The following is a 16,154-nucleotide window of genomic DNA, read 5'->3' on the forward strand; positions in this document are numbered from 1 at the left end:
GGATATATTCCTTTGGTTTTTTTGTTTTGGTGTTGGCGAGTAAAATAGGAAATTTCGCGAGTAAATTCGTTAAACGGCGAGTAAAATAGAAATTTGGCGAGTATTTCAAACTTTTTAGCGAGTAAAAGGAACTCCCCCCATGGATTTTTTCGAAAGCAAAAGACTCCATTTTACAGGAGTCTTTTGTTTTTATAGTTCTTATTTTAAATCAAGATAGTGGTCATACATTTCGAGATTCTCTAGAAGTTCGTGTTTGTAGGCAAGCAGTGCTTTTTTGACGATGGAGTTATAATTTTCGTTGCTAAGCTCCTCATTGCATTCATTCAGTTCCTTATTTTTAACTAGTTTTAGCTCATTAAAAATACTTATTAATTCTCTCCCCATCTTGAAGCCTCCCAAATTTTTAATCTATTTCTTACTATAAGGATGGACAAGTTTTTCATAGATTAAACGGGAAGCACATTTTATTTTGATGCTAAGTTCTCCCGATTGACCGCTTCGGGCGGCTGTTCCATCCAGCCGTTATTAATCATGATTTTTGCCCCTTCTTCTACAAACAATGAGATATTCATTAACGCTCTTGTGTACATGAACCCGATATCATGTCGTCCATTTACAGCTGCAGAATTTCCAAATGACCGAATCTTCATTGAGAACATATCTACCTTATGAAACAGCATTAATTTATCCGAAAAGGGAGCATGGGTAGATGTTGTGACTAAATGGTCAAGAAATGACGGCGCAGGTAAGTTTTCTTCATTCAGCTTATGCATATACCGATCTAAATCTTTATGTGTAATATCTCTGCCTTTTAAAAATAAATCTCGGACCTTTTCCGATTTTGCTACTTGACTAAAACCTAAGATCAGCGCTTTGCTCGTCACGTTATTTTCAATATTGTCATAAAGATGGGTGATTTCTAAAGCGTGTAAGGGCCGTACTTGACCAAAATACCCATTTAGAAAATCTTGATGGACGAATGTTACCTTTTCTGGTAGCGGTATGGCAGGCGGTTTCATAATAAAGCCTTTTTCCATTAATAAATCATTGATGTGTTCCATCAATTCAATGGTGGAATTCAAGCAGTGAATAAAAAATTCCTTTACATCCTCTCGATACATTAGAGGAATCGCCACATTATAAATGCTGAGCCCCGTTTTTGCGATATATTTTAAATAATGGACGTAGAACTGATCTTCAAATAATCTGGGAGCATCAAGATTTACATCCTCATCAGAAAAACCAGCAGGGATCGGAAAGTTTTCCTTTTTAAAAATTCCTTCTATTGAACTCAAAAATTCCGTTACTAACGATAGAGCATGATTCAGCAGTTTTTTTATATCTACATCGTCTACGTGCTGCAGGTAGTATCTTAAAATACATCTAGACATGCTATTTCCCATATAAGTTACCCAAAGCTTCCCTATTTCGGCTGCCGTTAGTTTTTCGGATACGGAAACTTTTTCTGATACTAAAAGTTTTTCGACGGGAGTAGTTTTTTTGGAACCAATCTTTATTGGTTTAATCATTTTTGCCAAAACATTCACCTTACCATTTTTTAGTTATATTTCTCCTTTTGAAAAAATTTATTCGTTTGTTGGGGAAAATGAATTATGTGCAAAAACTTGAAATATCTACCAAACGAATTTTTTGAAATAGTTCAGATTCGGAATTACCGAAGACGGCAACGAGCGTGTATAATTGGCTGCATGCAGGTATCCTGTTCCTAATCCTTGGAGGATCTTTGGCCCTTGTGCAGCGATTAAGACAAAAGGATTAACTAAAAGTAAAAAGTTGCTTACACAAAAGGGCTGATTTCAAAGTTGTTTTGCCAACCACTTTGGACTCGGCCTTTCTTTTGGATATAATAGTTTTATAAGTTCATTAGTAAGGAATTTGGTTAATATCATGATTAAACTTAAAAAGAGATTTACTATTTTAATAGCGTTGGTAGTGGTATTGCTCCTGTTGCTGGTGAATGCCGGGAAGTTCCTGACTGTTGATGACGTTGTACAAAAGGCAGACGCGATTATTGTTTTAAGCGGGGACCGCGGCGAACGAGTGGAAAAAGCCGCTGAGTTGTATCATCAGGGATATGGCAAGTATTTTGTTATTTCAGGCGGCATCATCTATAACGATGTGACGGCTGCCGAGTTGATGAAAGAGCATGCATTAAAGCTTGGGGTTCCGGAAAGTGCAATTATTTTGGAGGAACGTGCCGATAGCACCTATGAAAACGCTGATTTCACCCGGAAGGTCATTAAATCTTATCCAATCGATTCTGCCATTGTGGTTTCGTCCAATTATCATATGAAAAGAGTCAAAATGATTTTTGACCGCGACTTTAAACAAAGTGGAATCAAGCTTTATTACGCCGGGGCGAAGGATCGTTATTTTAACAAGACGAAATGGTGGAGTAATAACAAAAGCATCATGATTACCGTTAATGAATATATAAAAATGGCGGGGTATGCCTTAGGGAAGAACTATTGAGGGGGATATCTGATGGGGACAAGTAAATTCATTGGTGTTAAGCAGCTGCCGTATCAATTGGCACGACAAGAGATCAGGACAGGGGACCTGTTATTTTGCAGCGGCCGCCATATTGTTAGTGAATTGATCAAAAAGGTTTCAGATTCGATGTTTAGCCATGTGGCCTTGTTATGCTATTGGAATGATCGCGTAGTAGTTTTAGAAAGCGTTGAGAATGATGGGGTCAGGGCCGTTCCGTTGTCTCATTACCTTTATAATTATGAAAATAGTAACAAAAAGTATAAAGGTGAATTGTACCTGGCCCGGCATGAAGAGGTGGGCAATCCTCATTTTGATTTAGGAAAAATCAATAAAATGCTCGGAAATGCAGTAGACTTGCTGAATTATAATTATGATAAAGACGAAATCGCCAGGATTGTGGCCCGTGTCGGTTTAGGGATTGGCAAGCACAAGGATGATAAGGCGTTTATTTGTTCGGAATTTGTAGATGTATGTTTCAAGCAAATGGATATTGTATTTGGTCGCGATCCGATGGGGTTTATTTTTCCAGAGCATATTGCCGCGGATGCGAAGGTTAGGCCGTTGTTTGAAATTCAGCCGTAATCGGTGGGGGAATTTCCAATTTTTATTTAAATGGACAATCCAGCCATAAAAATAGACAAAGCGGCTAAATAAATAGACAAAGTGCCCTCAAAAATAGACAAAACCCCCGAAAAATAGACAAAGCACCTTGAAAAATAGACAAAGTTTAAATATGGAATTGCCCGATTGGTAAGAATATCATGAGAAAGGGGTATGGATATGGAGTTAACGATTAAATGGAAAGAGAAAATGGCCTTTTCGGGTGTGACGCCTTCCGGACATGAAATTACCATGGATGCGGCTCCCGAGGTAGGGGGAGAGAATTCCGGCGCCAGGCCGACGGAACTGCTGCTACAGGCAGTTGCGGGCTGCACCGGAATCGACATTATTTCCATCCTGCATAAGATGCGGCTTGAGCCTTCGTCTTTTCATATGGAGGTTAAAGGCGACCGTGCCGAGGAACATCCAAAGCGGTTTACAGGTATTAACATTCATTATGCGCTAGAAGGGCAGCTGCCTGAGGATAAGGTTGTACGGGCGATTCAATTGTCGAAGGATAAATATTGTTCCGTTTCGCATTCCCTAAATGCCGAAATAACCGTCAGCTATTCTATTAATGGGGTTAAAGGGGAAAACCAAATTTAGATTGCCACTGAAAAGCCCTTCCTAGGTGAGGAGGGCCTTTTGCATTTTTGGACTTAAGGGCAAACCTTATTGTAAGTAGTCCGGATGGTCCTGTTTGGATTGTTGATTAATTTCTGTGAAAATATTTGGCTGTTCCTTATTTATTGCCGTGTTGTCAGCAATCGCTTTAGGAAAATAGAGGTCTAGGATTTTCTTGAGCTCGCCGACTGTGACTGGTTTGGCATCATCTTTTAGTTCATATCCAAGCAGGCCGTTAGGTTCAAGTGTGGCGTATTTTATATCCTCTATTTTTGCGATGCCCTCGTTACGCATCCGCATTTCTAGATGGTCAACGGTCAGCCGCAGCTTTTTCAAAGCTTTCACATTCAGGACGCCATTCTCGATCACAACCTTGGATTTGCCAGTTAGAAGTTTTTCAAAAAAATTAAACTTTATTTGTAAGTATTCTAAAATTAATAAAGTTGCAACAAAAACGGCAGCAGCTGCGATGGTTTTTGTTACACTTTTCTCGACAATTGGCTGAACGATGATTGTCCCAATGGCAATTATGACAATGGTTTGTGCCAAGGTCATTTGGGCAATCGATTTTCTGCCGGAAATTCTTAGCAGGAGAGTCCCTGCTGCAATTAAAATTAACGATTTCCAAATGACGGAAAGATCCATTTACTCAGCTCCTAAAAATATGTTTTTATATAATTTTCCACTTATAATCCAAATTATTTATTGTAGAAACTATATTTAATGGAGGTGGGCATGGATGACAAATGAAAGCACAAATCCGCCAAATTCGATTAAATACAGCATTTGGCAGACGCGGACGGAAGAGATTGACCCAAGGTCCAAGGAGAAACTGGCTGGGTCCCAGCCACGACGAAAACCAATTGATAATCCTGAGTGAAATCAAAACCCCCATTTTAAAATGGGGGTAATTTCATTTATTTGAAACGAAATTATTTGTATAAGTTGTTTTACGTGACCGTTTTTCAGATCACGACCGAATTGAGTCACGTAGACCGTTTTTACGTGACCGTTTTTCAGATTACGACCGAATTGAGTCACGTAGACCGTTTCTACGTGACCGTTTTTCAGATCACGATCGAATTGAGTCACGTAGACCGTTTTTACGTAACCGTTTTTTCAGATCACGATCGAATTGAGTCACGTAGACCGTTTCTACGTGACCGTTTTTCAGATCACGACCGAATTGAGTCACGTAGACCGTTTCTACGTGACCGTTTTTCAGATCACGATCGAATTGAGTCACGTAGACCGTTTCTACGTGACCGTTTTTCAGATCACGACCGAATTGAGTCACGTAGACCGTTTCTACGTGACCGTTTTTCAGATTACGACCGAATTGAGTCACGTAGACCGTTTCTACGTGACCGTTTTTCAGATCACGATCGAATTGAGTCACGTAGACCGTTTTTACGTAACCGTTTTTTCAGATCACGATCGAATTGAGTCACGTAGACCGTTTCTACGTGACCGTTTTTCAGATCACGACCGAATTGAGTCACGTAGATATTTTACGACAACCACTGATGCAAAATTACACTTTCATTTTGTCGGGAAGATCCTGAATCGACTGGACGACCATATCAAGCTTTGACTCAACGCGGTAAAGCAAGAAGAGGGTCACCGCGATGGGGAATCCCACCTCGTTAATGATCGGGATAATCTGATCCACGGTATTCGCTCCTTTCCTAATTATGTGTTTGTAAAAAGAGGCCGGCTTCATCGTTGACGAGAATCCGGCCTCTTTTTAATATGAAAAAATAAATTTCGACTTTGAGAATTGTCCAGCTGCAGCGCCTAGGGGCTCGAGGTCATAAGCCAATCCGTCGAAAAGGTAAAGAACAACCTTTCCGCCGGCTTGTCTTATGCTTGTCACCCCTAGGAAAAAATGAACTGCTTTTTTCCCTGGTCAAGGCACTTCCGCTTTTCTATTTAAACAAGTTCATATTCAGTTACATTACGGTCGACGACCCTTGCTCCTTTTGCTTCCACTAACTTGCCGCTGGCAGAAGCGAAAACCCCGGATGCAATAATTTGTGCCATCGAAAGTTTAACAACCGCCTCATCAACCGGTTCCTTTGGATTATCGATCGAAAAACGAGCAGTCTTGCCAAACTCCGTACCAAACTGTAATTCCAACGTTTTAGCCATTTTCTTCACCTCCTATCAATAAAGTTACCGCTTATTAATGGTGTCCACTACAGGTGGACAAATGTACATCGATAGTGCCTGACACCATTGACACCTAATCCTATGCTAGGATTTCGGAGCTGTCGTTTCGCTCTACTTTGTTTAGAACGTCGCTGGTTAGTGCGGTGATGGCTTGGGCTGCTTGGTATAATTGGTCAGCCGTTGCTTGGTTGTTGATATTGCTAAACGTATTGGCTTTGTAAAGTTGTTTGCCCTTTTCGTCCATTCCGGCTTCGAAAACGATTCGAAGCTTTGTTCCTTCTAATAACGTTTGTGCCATTGTCTCTCACCTCCTTTCACCTTTTATATAGGAATTTAACGGCGGCAAGGATAGGGTGGAGAGGAATTATTTTTTTAAATAGAAAAAAGAGCGGCTATGCAAGCCGCTCTTTGATGAAAAGGGGTGGCGCCCAATAAATTTGAATAACAAATACAACTCTATGGTTTCCTCCCATAGAGTTGTGTTTGTTCATGGATTAATAGAATGAGCAGAATATTAACAAAAACAAAGACAACGATGATAAAGTAAATCATTGCAGCAGCGGTGTTGGGATTTAACATCACGCCCAGCATCGCCCCCATCATTCCGCCCATGATTCCCGATAGGACGCCGTTTAATGAGGCGGTAAGGGAGACGGGTTTTCCAGTTAGATGTCCGACCAGCATTCCTATCGTTACTGCGATAATTGTGGGAAGGGTTAAATCATTATCCTGGAGACTGATGCCTAAAATCGTCCCAAGGGTGACGCTTGCTATCATCGAGCTCGACATGCTAATTATCATGCCCGTCATTGTGGTGATCCTTTTCCTTTTTTGATACGTTAGGTAGGTAACATAACTCGTTAGGAGAAAAACTAACAGTATGCTTAACAAAAGTACCATTGCCTTCTCCCCCTTTTTTAAAAGCAATATATGATACTTTTTTGAGAATTATGTTACCTATCCAACTTTAGTCATAGTCCTGCAAGACGGTGCATATTGTTAATATCATGTTAAAAAGTGTGAAAAGGTTGTTGTTTTTTCACATTCTATTCACATTTAGATGTTGTTTATAGAGAAAAAGTAATTTAACCTAACAATAGGGGGTGCGAGAATGCTGCCAATAGAACGGAGACAACAATTGTTAGAATGGCTGAAAAAAGAAGGCACGCTTTCGATTACAGAAATCAGTAAGCGTCTCCAGGTCTCTGAAATGACTATTTATCGAGACATTAAGCCGCTTATAGATGAGAAAAAAATCATCAAAACTACCGGTGGAATCAGTTTAGCGCCGGCTGTGGATGTTTCCTCAACCGCATGTACATATTGTCTCAAAGAAGGAAATAACCGTCATCCGTTTCAAATTATCACTCATGATTTAAGGGTAGAACAGCTTTGCTGTCCACATTGCGGGTTATTAAGATTTAAAGATATTGAAAAAGAGGTCTCGCAAATTATATGCCGGGATTTCCTTCAAAATACGACCATTAGCGCAAAAATGGCGTACTTTTTAATGGATGCGGATTTTAATTTGAATTGCTGCCAGCCGCAAGTATTGACGTTTGCTTCGCTCAAACAGGCCGAGCAATTTCAAAAGGGTTTTGGCGGAATGATTCTTTCGTTTGAGGAAGCGATTGAAGAAACCCAAGCAAGAATGAACGGCAAAAAGGGCTGTTGCTGCAACAATAGAGAGGGAATGGTCGAATGAGAGTAAGCAGGAATTTTCTTCTCCTTATTCCGGTCCTATTTATTTTTCTATTTCCGAACTTTCCTTCCGCCCATGCCTATATTAAAAAATCGACGCCGACAGAAAATGAGGTTTTCGATGAACCGCTGCAAAAAATAACGATTCAGTTTGATGAACCAATTCAGCCTGATTATCATTCAATCGAGGTGTTTGATTCGAATGGAAAGCGGGTGGACCAAAAGAATGAGAGAATCAATTCGAATGATCCTTCCATCATCGAGGCGGACTTAAATAGCAACCTGCCAAACGATACCTACAGCATCCAATGGAGAGTGGTATCCGGTGATGGCCACCCGGTTGAAGGGGTTATTCCTTTCCAAATCGGGCACGATACGAAAAGTTCTGCCGCCACTCAGGGGTCAAAAGGGTATAAGCCCAAACTGGATTTAATCCTGATTCGCTGGCTGCAATATATGAGCAGCGCCGGATTTGTCGGGATTCTGTTCTTTTACCTATTCATCCTTCCAAAGGAATTGAGTCAGGACACATGGGTTCGAAATCGTTTTACAAAAGTAATCGTCTATTCGTTCATAGCCTTATGCTTCAGCATTATTATGAGCTTGCCGCTCCAGGCAACGATTGAATCGGGTTTATCGTGGGGGAAGGTCTTCCACGTTAAAGTATTAGGGGATTTGTTGACGAAGAGTGTGTTTGGGAAAACATGGATCACAGCCATTGTGATGCTGCTGATTCTCTGGCCGTCAACATTTTTAGTATGTTATAAACCTTTTCAAAAACAAATATGGGTATGGATTTCGCTTGCCTTTGGCATCGGGATGTTAAGGACGAAGACCTTTACCAGCCACGCAGCCTCTTCCAAAAGCGGTTTTCTTCCGTTGGTCATGGACTTTGTTCATTTACTGTCGGCATCCATTTGGATTGGCAGCTTAATAGCCCTAATTGCCTTGCTTCCACTGCGAAAAAAACAAGCCTATTTTGAAACAGTCCGCCGGTTTTCCAAATGGGGAATTGCCATCGTGATCATATTATCCGCAACCGGTGTTTACGGCAGCTTACTGTACATTCCAAATTGGCGGTCGCTTTTCGTTACGGATTACGGGAAGGCTTTGCTTGGTAAGGTGCTGCTCCTAGTCATCATGGTGCTGTTTGCGGGGGTTAATTTTTTAAAAGGAAAGCGTAATAATGATAATGGAATTGCACGTTCGTTATGGGGGGAAATGTCAGCCGGAATCATCGTTCTGATTCTGTCTGTTATCCTGACGAATCTGCCGACCGCAATGGCGTCGCCCGGGCCTGTGAAGGAAACGAATAAAGTTAAAGGAAGCAGCATCACGTTTGCGGCGACACCCAATGTCATTGGAAAAAATACCTTCGAGGTATCCTTGAAAGACCGGAACGGCCGACCGATTAAGGCGGTTGAGCAGGTCACGCTGACGTTTACTTCGCTTGAAATGGAGATGGGGGAAGACACGGTCCGTTTATCGAAGATCAAGGATGGCAAATACAGCTCAATAGGGTTGAATTTTAATATGTCGGGCCGCTGGAACGTCCGTGTTCACGTCCTGACCAAGGATTTAGAAACAATGGATACTGATTTTAGGGTTCTTGTAGGGAGCCAATAATAGAGGAGATATGAGGATGAAACGCATTTTAAAAGCATTTTTACCAACAGTTTTAGGGTTATTCTTATTCGCGAGTGTCGCAAGTGCGCACGTGACGGTCGTTCCAAAAACTTCAACAACAGGTGCCTGGGAAACGTATACCGTTAAGGTTCCAGTTGAAAAAGAATCAGCGACGACAAAGGTTACCATTAAGGCGCCAGCCGGAATTGAAATTAAGTCATACCAGCCGGTTCCTGGCTGGAAGTATTCCGATGAAAAAGATGAAAAGGGCATTGTTAAAACATTTACGTTTGAAGCAACTGGCGAGGGTATTTTGCCTGGACAATTCCAATCCTTCACGTTCGTTGGGAAAAACCCTGACACTGCAGGCAAGGCTGCTTGGGATGCTTTTCAATATTACAAAGACGGCAGTGTTGTAGAATGGACAGGTGACGAAGGAGCGGATTCCCCTCATTCGATTACGGATATCGTGGCGGGCGCAGCCGAGGCTGATCATCATGATGCGAAAATGGAAGAACCGAAAAAAGAAGAGGTTAAAGCAGCAGACGTTAAGGAAGACTCAGATTCTAATTCACTTCCATTGATTTTGTCGATTATTTCAGTGGTGTTATCATTGGGCGCGCTTGTGGTAGCGGCTCGTAAGAAATAAATGGTTTAAAAATGACTTATTCAGAAGCTGAATAGGTCTTTTTTTTTGAATGGTCAAAAGATTTTTTTAAAACAACAAAAACCACCCAGCAAAGTGGGTGGTTTAAAGATAAGGGTCTTACTCAGCTGAATAAGTATCTCCCCATACGATCAATAGTTCAGTTTCATCTGCATAAATATAGATAGAGCCAGTATCGATTTCACCAGTTTCACTTGCTTGAGCTTGTGAAACGTAATCATTTAACTGAGCTTCAGTTGCCGGTAAACCTAATGTAAGGGCCACTTTTTTCAATAACTCTCCATATGCTGAATCACCATCTACGTACCCATCAGCAAAAACCAACCCGATGATTTCTTCACCATGGTATAAATAGTACGCCTCTGTTTCTGCGTCAAATTCAACTGTTACGCCGTATGAAGCAGCAACTTCGTTCAATTTATTTAATGTTGGGTTACCTTGTATAACAGCACCGTCAGCACCAATTTGCTTACCTTCAATCGTTGTATTGGCTGCCATGCTTCCATTGCTGTAGAAATAATAAGTTTTTCCGTTAATGCTATTCCAGCCAAGCGCCATTTTGCCGGAAGTAGGATTTAAGTAGTACCACTTGCCGCCTGTTAGCAGCCAGCCAGTTTTCATTGCTCCGTTTGGATTCATATAATACCAATCAGAACCAGATTTCACCCAGCCGGTCTTCATTGCACCTGATGCATCAAGGAAATACCATTGAGTGGAAACCTTAACCCAGCCGGTTTTCATGGCACCGCTGGCATCGAAATAATACCATTTGTTGCTGACTGAAACCCAGCCCGTTTTCATGTAGCCATTTGCATCAAAGTAATACCACTTGTTGTTCAACGCCAGCCAGCCTTTTTGTAAAGCTCCCTTTGCATTGTAATATGTCCAGTAAGTGCCTTTCTTTACCCACTGATTATGGTACTGAACTGCAGTGGTGCCGCTAGTTGCTGCGAAGGATGATACTGGTGAAGAAAGGAGTGTAAGACCTGCTACTAATGTTACAGCTTTTAATGTTTTTTTCAATGTAGTGCCCCCTATTTATCTGATTCTAGAGTATTTTACTATTAAAATATCAAACAAGTAAATTAAAATTTTTAACCATTTTTAATCTTTTTTCATCTAATTTTAATCTTTTTGAAAAAAAGGATGTAAAAAAGCTGATTGGATCTTATCCAATCAGCTTTCGCTATTCCCTGATAATTCTAATTGTGTCCTCAATTCATTTCTCACGCGCTGCTTTTCTTCAGTTGAAACCAATCCATAATAGACGTGATTGATCATTTTTCCTTGTTCTTTTAATTCCATTTGCTGAATCGAAGTTCCTACGTGCTTATAGCCTTGTTGGATGGCGACCATTTGATCAAATGTCAGGTTCGTTTTAACGTTATTACCAAGGACGGTAATAATATCGGAAAACTTGGTTAAGCTTGAAAGACTCGCGCCTTCCTTGACGATTCCTTCAATGATTTGCCGCTGTCTTGATTGACGGCCAAAGTCACCTCTAGGATCTTCATGTCGCATTCTTGTATAGCTTAAGGCTTCTTTGCCGTTTAGCGTTAATTTGCCCTCGGCAAAATGAATGCCATCTTGGGTAAAATCAAGGTCATTTTGGACCGTAACGCCTCCAACGGCATCGACCATTTCCGTAAAGCCCTCCATATTGACTTGAATGTAATAATCAATTGGAATATCAAGAAAGTTTTCAACGGTATCCATCGCCATTGGAACTCCTCCAAAAGCGTAGGCGTGGTTAATCTTGTCTTCTTTCCCTTTTCCGACAATCTCGGTTCGGGTATCACGCGGAATGCTGAGCATTTTCACGGAATTGTTGTTAGGGTTGACGGTTAACACAATCATCGTATCAGAGCGGCCTTTGTCTCCTTTACGCTCGTCCACACCAAGCATTAAGACTGAAAATGGATCTTTAGCCTTCACTTCGACAGGCTTTTCCCTTTTTGCAGATTGTGTTCGTTCAATCGGCTGATGCATTGTTTCAACCGCGTTATTTAAAGATTTATATACAGTGTACCCGTATGCTGCTCCACCTAGTAACATAATGGCAAGAATGGCACTGGTCACTTTCATCCATTTTTTACTTTTCCTTTTTTGAGATCTCATAAAAAAACCTCCTAAAAACTTACAAAGTTTATTACAATTGCTATTTAGTTTAGCAAAATTATGACACGAGTGATATGTATAAAATATGGAAATGGTAAAGTGAGTACATTTTGGACTAACTTAATAGAAACATACGAGTAGGACTGTTTCATTACCCAAAAGAAAAAAATTATGCTTCTACGGTAAATGAACCTGAAATCCCGACAATTCAAACTATTGTAACTATTCTTCTCCCATGATAATCTTGAGGTTGTATATATTGGATTGAGGTGAGAAGAATTGAACACCAAAGCTTTTATCATGGCATCCATCACTGTCATTATATGGGGCTCGACCTTTGCGGCGATTCGGGTAGGATTGCAGGGGGGCTATTCCTCCGGACACTTGATTCTCAGCCGCTACTTAATTGCATCGGCCCTTTTTGCTGTTTATGCCTTATGGCCGGGGACAAAATTCAGGCTGCCGAAAAAAGAGGATCTGCTGCGAATATTGGTTCTTGGATGGGTCGGCATCAGTATTTACCATATTGGGGTTACGTTTGGTGAACAAACCGTATCAGCCGCAACGGCAGGTATGTTAGTATCTTCTGCACCCATTTTTACCGCACTTATTTCGGTATTTATTTTAAAAGAACGCATGGGGTTCTTTGGCTGGATTGGATTAGCTTTAGGTTTTATTGGGATTGGATTGATAACAATGGCAACAGCAGGTCCGTCCTTTCAAATATCAAAAGGCTCCTATTTGGTGCTCATGGCCGCTGTGGCAACGTCGGTGTTGTTTGCTTATCAAAAACCACTTTTGAAACGCTATACCTCAATGGAATTAACCGCCTATTTCACATGGGCCGGAACGCTGCCATTTTTTATATTTTTCCCAGGGCTGTTTGACGATATCAAGCATGCTACAATGGAGGCTAATCTATCTGCGCTTTATATTGGGATATTTCCGACAGCAATCGGTTATGTCACATGGGCAATCGCACTCGGGGCGGGAAGGGCTGGCTCTGTTACGAGCATGTTATATATTGAACCGGTAGTTGCTATACTCGTTGCGGGAATTTGGCTGAATGAATGGCCAACTCTGATTTCGATTAACGGCGGCGCGATTGCGATTGCCGGTGTCATTGTTGTTAATTTGCTAGGGTCAAAGCATCAGTCGGCGGCTGCAAAGAAGCCACAAAAGTTTGATGTAACCTAAGAACAATTATTTTAGGGGTTGAAAGTTGATTGACAATTTGGTAAATTAGAATAAATGAAAAAGGCTATGTGTAACTGGCGAAACACGGATCACCGTGAGGGAGCACATAGTGTCGCAGCCGTTCGCCTGGGCAGAGGTAAGGGATTTTATCCCTTGCCTCTTTCTGTTTTCTAGGAAACCACCACAAGCGAAAAGGGGAGAATAAGGATGAACACAACAACTTTAGAAAAGGTAAAAACGATTAAAACGCTTAATAATATTGCCGAAAGCGGGCTTAAGGTTTTTCAAAAGGGTCAATTTGCTATCGATAATGACTGTGAAAACCCAGATGCTATTTTGGTTCGAAGCTTTAACATGCATACATTGGAAATCGGCGACAAGGTCAAAGCCATTGCTCGTGCAGGAGCGGGTGTCAATAATATTCCGGTTACTCAATGTACGGACCAAGGAATCGTTGTCTTTAATACCCCTGGTGCGAATGCGAACGCGGTAAAAGAAATGGTGCTGACTTCTTTGATGGCTTCATCCCGAAATCTTTTTGCGGGAATTGCCTGGACCAAGACATTGGAAGGCGAGGGTGCGCAAATTCCAAAGCTTGTAGAAGCAGGAAAGAAGCAATTTGTCGGAAAAGAAATTAAGGGGAAAACCCTAGGTGTTATTGGCCTGGGTGCGATCGGCGCGCTTGTTGCAAATGATGCGCTTGATTTAGATATGGATGTGATTGGGTTTGATCCGTTCATCTCTGTTGATACGGCTTGGAACTTGTCCCGCAATGTTCAAAGAGCGATGACGATTGATCAGTTGTTTGCAGAGTCTGATTATATTACGGTCCACGTTCCGTTAACGGATGATACAAGGGAAATGTTTAATCAAGCCACTTTTAGCCTGATGAAGCCAGGCGTTCATATATTGAATTTCTCACGCGGCGAGCTTGTGAATGAAGCTGATATGGCCGCGGCCCTGGAAAGCGGTGTGGTTGGCAAGTATATCACCGATTTCCCGAATGAAAATGTGCTAAAAATGAAAAATGCTATTCCTATTCCTCATCTTGGTGCTTCTACTCAAGAATCGGAGGAAAACTGTGCGATTATGGCGGCCCGTCAGGTGAAGGACTTTCTTGAGACAGGAAACATCAAAAACTCAGTCAATTTTCCAAACGCTTCCCTGCCATATACCGGAAAGCGCCGTGTCGCAGCCTTCCATCATAATGTTCCTAATATGGTTGGCCAGATTACCTCTGCGATCTCAAGCTACCAATTGAACATCGCAGACATGGTCAACAGAAGCCGAGGGGATTATGCCTATACCATCATTGATATTGATAACAAAGTAAACGGCGATATCATTCCTAGCTTGGAGGAAAAAATTAAGCAGATTGCGGGTATTGTTAACGTCCGGGTTATATAAATAAGAAAAAGTAATTAAATTTAAAGGGCGCTGAAAATAGTCCTAGGCATTCTTCTTCGGTCATTAAGGACAAAACTAGCCCCGGGAGCAGGCAAAATGTCCTTAATAACGCCACTTGAGGACAACACTAGCCTCGGGAGCAAGTAAAATGTCCTTAATAACGCTTCTTAAGGACAAAACTAGCCTTGGAAGTAAGGAAAATGTCCTTAATTATCCTTAAATTTTAAAAGACGACTTTCATTCAAACCTATTGAATGCTAAAGGTCGTCTTTTTTTAGTTTTTTAATACCCATAAATTTAAAGAGCTTGGCCCTAAACTAGAAAACAACACAAGAGTGATGTAAATCATATATGTGTTTTTGGATGTATGTTTTAATGGAATAAAACTACAAAAAATTTAGGGGGAAGGTGGGAAAGCGATGAGCCGGGATGGATTGCCTTATCAAATACAGAGGACCTCATTATCGTGTGCTGAAAAACCAACCAGTCTGATTAAAGATTTAAAAGCCCTTTTTAAAGCAAGTGTGTTAATTGCCAACGTACTGCCTGTCTTTTCCGGATTCTGGTTGGCGTTATATTTTACGAATTCATCCTTAGCCAATCATTGGGGGGATTTTTTACTAACGATGATGGGAAGTACGCTGGTGATGGCCGGAGCCCTTGTCCTCAATAACTGGTACGATGTTGATATTGATTCCGTCATGGACAGAACGAAACATCGGCCAACGGTAACGGGAAATATTTCTTTAAAAATGGTATTAACAATGGGAATTGCTTTTACGATTATGGGGTTCGCTCTTTTGCTTTTTACCACGATTGAAGCAGTCATTTATGCCTTTGTTGGCTGGTTCACTTATGTGTTTTTATATACGATGTGGTCGAAACGGAAATATACCTTTAATACGATCATCGGAAGTGTTTCGGGTGCGGTTTCTCCTTTAATTGGCTGGACGGCGATTGAATCTGGTTTTCACATTGTTCCGATGATGTTGTTTCTGATTTTGTTTATTTGGCAAATGCCGCATACGTATGCGATTGCCATGAGGAAATATCACGAATATAAAGCGGCAGGGGTCGCAATGCTTCCGGTGGTGCGCGGGTTTACGGTTACGAAACGGCAAATTTTTGTTTATGCCGCCTGCTTACTTCCTTTGCCATTTTTCCTAGTGCCGATCGGGATGAAGTTTGTTGTCATTTCTTCATTGCTTAATGTTGGCTGGTTAGCTGTGAGCATCAAAGGATTCTTTACAAAAAATGATCAGCAATGGGCCCGTCTTGTTTTTCTCTATTCCGTGAATTATATCATGATTATTTTTCTGTTAACGGTTATTGTAACCCTACCGATTTTTTAAAAACTGCCTCGAATGGAGGCAGTTTTTTTGTTCACGGATTTGTCATTTTTGTTCATTTTCCATATAGCCACGTTAGAAACCGTGATAACAGCGCGGTTTGAAGCACTACTTTTTCCTCTAAGTCAAGCAAAATGCCTCCGATTTTTTAAAATTGCCATTTTCGTGTGATGCAGTTC

At 41.2% G+C, this 16,154-nt stretch carries 20 protein-coding genes and 1 riboswitch; of the genes, 11 read left to right on the top strand and 9 right to left on the bottom strand.

The genetic code is table 11. The features are described from left to right. Positions 1-198: 198 nt before the first annotated feature. Together LC455_RS22065 and LC455_RS22070 are read right to left on the bottom strand one after the other, a co-directional pair. Positions 199-384, bottom strand: coding sequence for a hypothetical protein (locus LC455_RS22065; RefSeq protein ID WP_223594012.1), 186 nt, complete (start codon positions 382-384; stop codon positions 199-201). A gap of 80 nt (positions 385-464) precedes the next feature. Beyond that, complete coding sequence (locus LC455_RS22070) at positions 465-1,529, bottom strand: DUF3231 family protein (protein ID WP_223594279.1); 1,065 nt, start codon at positions 1,527-1,529, stop codon at positions 465-467. A gap of 379 nt (positions 1,530-1,908) precedes the next feature. Here LC455_RS22070 and LC455_RS22075 point away from each other — a divergent pair, with 379 nt between their 5' ends. From LC455_RS22075 to LC455_RS22085, 3 genes are all read left to right on the top strand, one after another. Beyond that, positions 1,909-2,493, top strand: coding sequence for a YdcF family protein (locus LC455_RS22075; protein WP_223594014.1), 585 nt, complete (start codon positions 1,909-1,911; stop codon positions 2,491-2,493). A 12-nt stretch (positions 2,494-2,505) separates the two neighbouring features. Next, the gene (locus tag LC455_RS22080) at positions 2,506-3,096 is read left to right on the top strand and encodes a YiiX/YebB-like N1pC/P60 family cysteine hydrolase (RefSeq protein WP_223594016.1); all 591 of its coding nucleotides are present in this window, start codon (positions 2,506-2,508) and stop codon (positions 3,094-3,096) included. Between the two features lie 198 nt (positions 3,097-3,294). Then, positions 3,295-3,720: an OsmC family protein gene (locus tag LC455_RS22085; RefSeq protein ID WP_223594018.1), complete on the top strand. Its 426-nt coding sequence runs from the start codon at positions 3,295-3,297 to the stop codon at positions 3,718-3,720. Between the two features lie 66 nt (positions 3,721-3,786). Here the strand turns inward: LC455_RS22085 and LC455_RS22090 are convergent, their stop codons facing one another. Next, entirely contained in the window at positions 3,787-4,383 is a 597-nt protein-coding gene (locus LC455_RS22090) for a DUF421 domain-containing protein (RefSeq protein WP_223594019.1), read from the bottom strand. Between the two features lie 94 nt (positions 4,384-4,477). On the opposite strand from LC455_RS22090, the gene LC455_RS22095 reads away from it, so the two are divergent. Next, positions 4,478-4,618, top strand: a complete 141-nt coding sequence (locus tag LC455_RS22095; RefSeq protein WP_223594021.1) for a hypothetical protein — start codon at positions 4,478-4,480, stop codon at positions 4,616-4,618. 41 nt (positions 4,619-4,659) lie between these two features. Next, positions 4,660-5,184: a hypothetical protein gene (locus LC455_RS22100; protein WP_223594023.1), complete on the top strand. Its 525-nt coding sequence runs from the start codon at positions 4,660-4,662 to the stop codon at positions 5,182-5,184. A gap of 88 nt (positions 5,185-5,272) precedes the next feature. Here LC455_RS22100 and LC455_RS22105 read toward each other — a convergent pair whose 3' ends face one another. The 4 genes from LC455_RS22105 to LC455_RS22120 form a co-directional block, all read right to left on the bottom strand. Then, positions 5,273-5,410, bottom strand: coding sequence for a YvrJ family protein (locus LC455_RS22105; protein WP_223594024.1), 138 nt, complete (start codon positions 5,408-5,410; stop codon positions 5,273-5,275). 260 nt (positions 5,411-5,670) lie between these two features. Beyond that, the gene (locus tag LC455_RS22110) at positions 5,671-5,889 is read right to left on the bottom strand and encodes a DUF2922 domain-containing protein (protein WP_223594026.1); all 219 of its coding nucleotides are present in this window, start codon (positions 5,887-5,889) and stop codon (positions 5,671-5,673) included. A 100-nt stretch (positions 5,890-5,989) separates the two neighbouring features. Next, positions 5,990-6,208, bottom strand: a complete 219-nt coding sequence (locus LC455_RS22115; RefSeq protein WP_223594028.1) for a DUF1659 domain-containing protein — start codon at positions 6,206-6,208, stop codon at positions 5,990-5,992. Between the two features lie 158 nt (positions 6,209-6,366). After that, on the bottom strand, positions 6,367-6,810 hold the full coding sequence (locus LC455_RS22120; protein ID WP_223594030.1) for a hypothetical protein: 444 nt from the start codon (positions 6,808-6,810) through the stop codon (positions 6,367-6,369). Between the two features lie 211 nt (positions 6,811-7,021). Here LC455_RS22120 and LC455_RS22125 point away from each other — a divergent pair, with 211 nt between their 5' ends. From LC455_RS22125 to LC455_RS22135, 3 genes are read left to right on the top strand one after another with little or no spacing between them, the layout of a single operon-like run. Next, the gene (locus LC455_RS22125) at positions 7,022-7,615 is read left to right on the top strand and encodes a DeoR family transcriptional regulator (RefSeq protein ID WP_223594032.1); all 594 of its coding nucleotides are present in this window, start codon (positions 7,022-7,024) and stop codon (positions 7,613-7,615) included. Then, complete coding sequence (locus LC455_RS22130; RefSeq protein ID WP_223594034.1) at positions 7,612-9,237, top strand: copper resistance protein CopC; 1,626 nt, start codon at positions 7,612-7,614, stop codon at positions 9,235-9,237. Before LC455_RS22125 ends, LC455_RS22130 begins: the two co-directional genes overlap by 4 nt. 16 nt (positions 9,238-9,253) lie before the next feature. Continuing rightward, positions 9,254-9,886: a YcnI family copper-binding membrane protein gene (locus LC455_RS22135; protein WP_223594035.1), complete on the top strand. Its 633-nt coding sequence runs from the start codon at positions 9,254-9,256 to the stop codon at positions 9,884-9,886. A 117-nt stretch (positions 9,887-10,003) separates the two neighbouring features. Here LC455_RS22135 and LC455_RS22140 read toward each other — a convergent pair whose 3' ends face one another. Next, entirely contained in the window at positions 10,004-10,927 is a 924-nt protein-coding gene (locus LC455_RS22140) for an N-acetylmuramoyl-L-alanine amidase family protein (RefSeq protein ID WP_223594036.1), read from the bottom strand. Between the two features lie 153 nt (positions 10,928-11,080). Further along, entirely contained in the window at positions 11,081-12,022 is a 942-nt protein-coding gene (gene tagU, locus LC455_RS22145; RefSeq protein ID WP_223594037.1) for a polyisoprenyl-teichoic acid--peptidoglycan teichoic acid transferase TagU, read from the bottom strand. 279 nt (positions 12,023-12,301) lie between these two features. Between tagU and LC455_RS22150 the strand changes: the two genes are divergently transcribed. The 3 genes from LC455_RS22150 (at position 12,302) to cyoE (ending at position 15,978) form a co-directional block, all read left to right on the top strand. Beyond that, a complete protein-coding gene (locus LC455_RS22150) occupies positions 12,302-13,219 on the top strand; it encodes a DMT family transporter (RefSeq protein ID WP_223594038.1) in 918 nt (305 codons plus the stop codon). Between the two features lie 60 nt (positions 13,220-13,279). Continuing rightward, a riboswitch (ZMP/ZTP riboswitch) is annotated at positions 13,280-13,358 on the top strand. A 68-nt stretch (positions 13,359-13,426) separates the two neighbouring features. Then, a complete protein-coding gene (locus LC455_RS22155) occupies positions 13,427-14,626 on the top strand; it encodes a phosphoglycerate dehydrogenase (protein ID WP_223594039.1) in 1,200 nt (399 codons plus the stop codon). A 419-nt stretch (positions 14,627-15,045) separates the two neighbouring features. Next, on the top strand, positions 15,046-15,978 hold the full coding sequence (gene cyoE / locus LC455_RS22160) for a heme o synthase (protein WP_223594040.1): 933 nt from the start codon (positions 15,046-15,048) through the stop codon (positions 15,976-15,978). The last annotated feature ends 176 nt before the right edge of the window (positions 15,979-16,154 follow it).

This window comes from Neobacillus bataviensis (assembly GCF_019969725.1).

Excerpts from the sequence above, each read along its gene's own strand:
- LC455_RS22070 (WP_223594279.1), bottom strand. The coding sequence starts at position 1,529 with ATGATTAAACCAATAAAGATTGGTTCCAAAAAAACTACTCCCGTCGAA.
- LC455_RS22115 (WP_223594028.1), bottom strand. The coding sequence starts at position 6,208 with ATGGCACAAACGTTATTAGAAGGAACAAAGCTTCGAATCGTTTTCGAA.
- LC455_RS22085 (WP_223594018.1), top strand. The coding sequence starts at position 3,295 with ATGGAGTTAACGATTAAATGGAAAGAGAAAATGGCCTTTTCGGGTGTG.
- LC455_RS22075 (WP_223594014.1), top strand. The coding sequence starts at position 1,909 with ATGATTAAACTTAAAAAGAGATTTACTATTTTAATAGCGTTGGTAGTG.
- LC455_RS22090 (WP_223594019.1), bottom strand. The coding sequence starts at position 4,383 with ATGGATCTTTCCGTCATTTGGAAATCGTTAATTTTAATTGCAGCAGGG.
- LC455_RS22095 (WP_223594021.1), top strand. The coding sequence starts at position 4,478 with ATGACAAATGAAAGCACAAATCCGCCAAATTCGATTAAATACAGCATT.
- tagU (WP_223594037.1), bottom strand. The coding sequence starts at position 12,022 with ATGAGATCTCAAAAAAGGAAAAGTAAAAAATGGATGAAAGTGACCAGT.
- LC455_RS22110 (WP_223594026.1), bottom strand. The coding sequence starts at position 5,889 with ATGGCTAAAACGTTGGAATTACAGTTTGGTACGGAGTTTGGCAAGACT.
- LC455_RS22125 (WP_223594032.1), top strand. The coding sequence starts at position 7,022 with ATGCTGCCAATAGAACGGAGACAACAATTGTTAGAATGGCTGAAAAAA.
- LC455_RS22155 (WP_223594039.1), top strand. The coding sequence starts at position 13,427 with ATGAACACAACAACTTTAGAAAAGGTAAAAACGATTAAAACGCTTAAT.
- LC455_RS22130 (WP_223594034.1), top strand. The coding sequence starts at position 7,612 with ATGAGAGTAAGCAGGAATTTTCTTCTCCTTATTCCGGTCCTATTTATT.
- LC455_RS22135 (WP_223594035.1), top strand. The coding sequence starts at position 9,254 with ATGAAACGCATTTTAAAAGCATTTTTACCAACAGTTTTAGGGTTATTC.
- LC455_RS22080 (WP_223594016.1), top strand. The coding sequence starts at position 2,506 with ATGGGGACAAGTAAATTCATTGGTGTTAAGCAGCTGCCGTATCAATTG.
- LC455_RS22120 (WP_223594030.1), bottom strand. The coding sequence starts at position 6,810 with ATGGTACTTTTGTTAAGCATACTGTTAGTTTTTCTCCTAACGAGTTAT.
- cyoE (WP_223594040.1), top strand. The coding sequence starts at position 15,046 with ATGAGCCGGGATGGATTGCCTTATCAAATACAGAGGACCTCATTATCG.
- LC455_RS22065 (WP_223594012.1), bottom strand. The coding sequence starts at position 384 with ATGGGGAGAGAATTAATAAGTATTTTTAATGAGCTAAAACTAGTTAAA.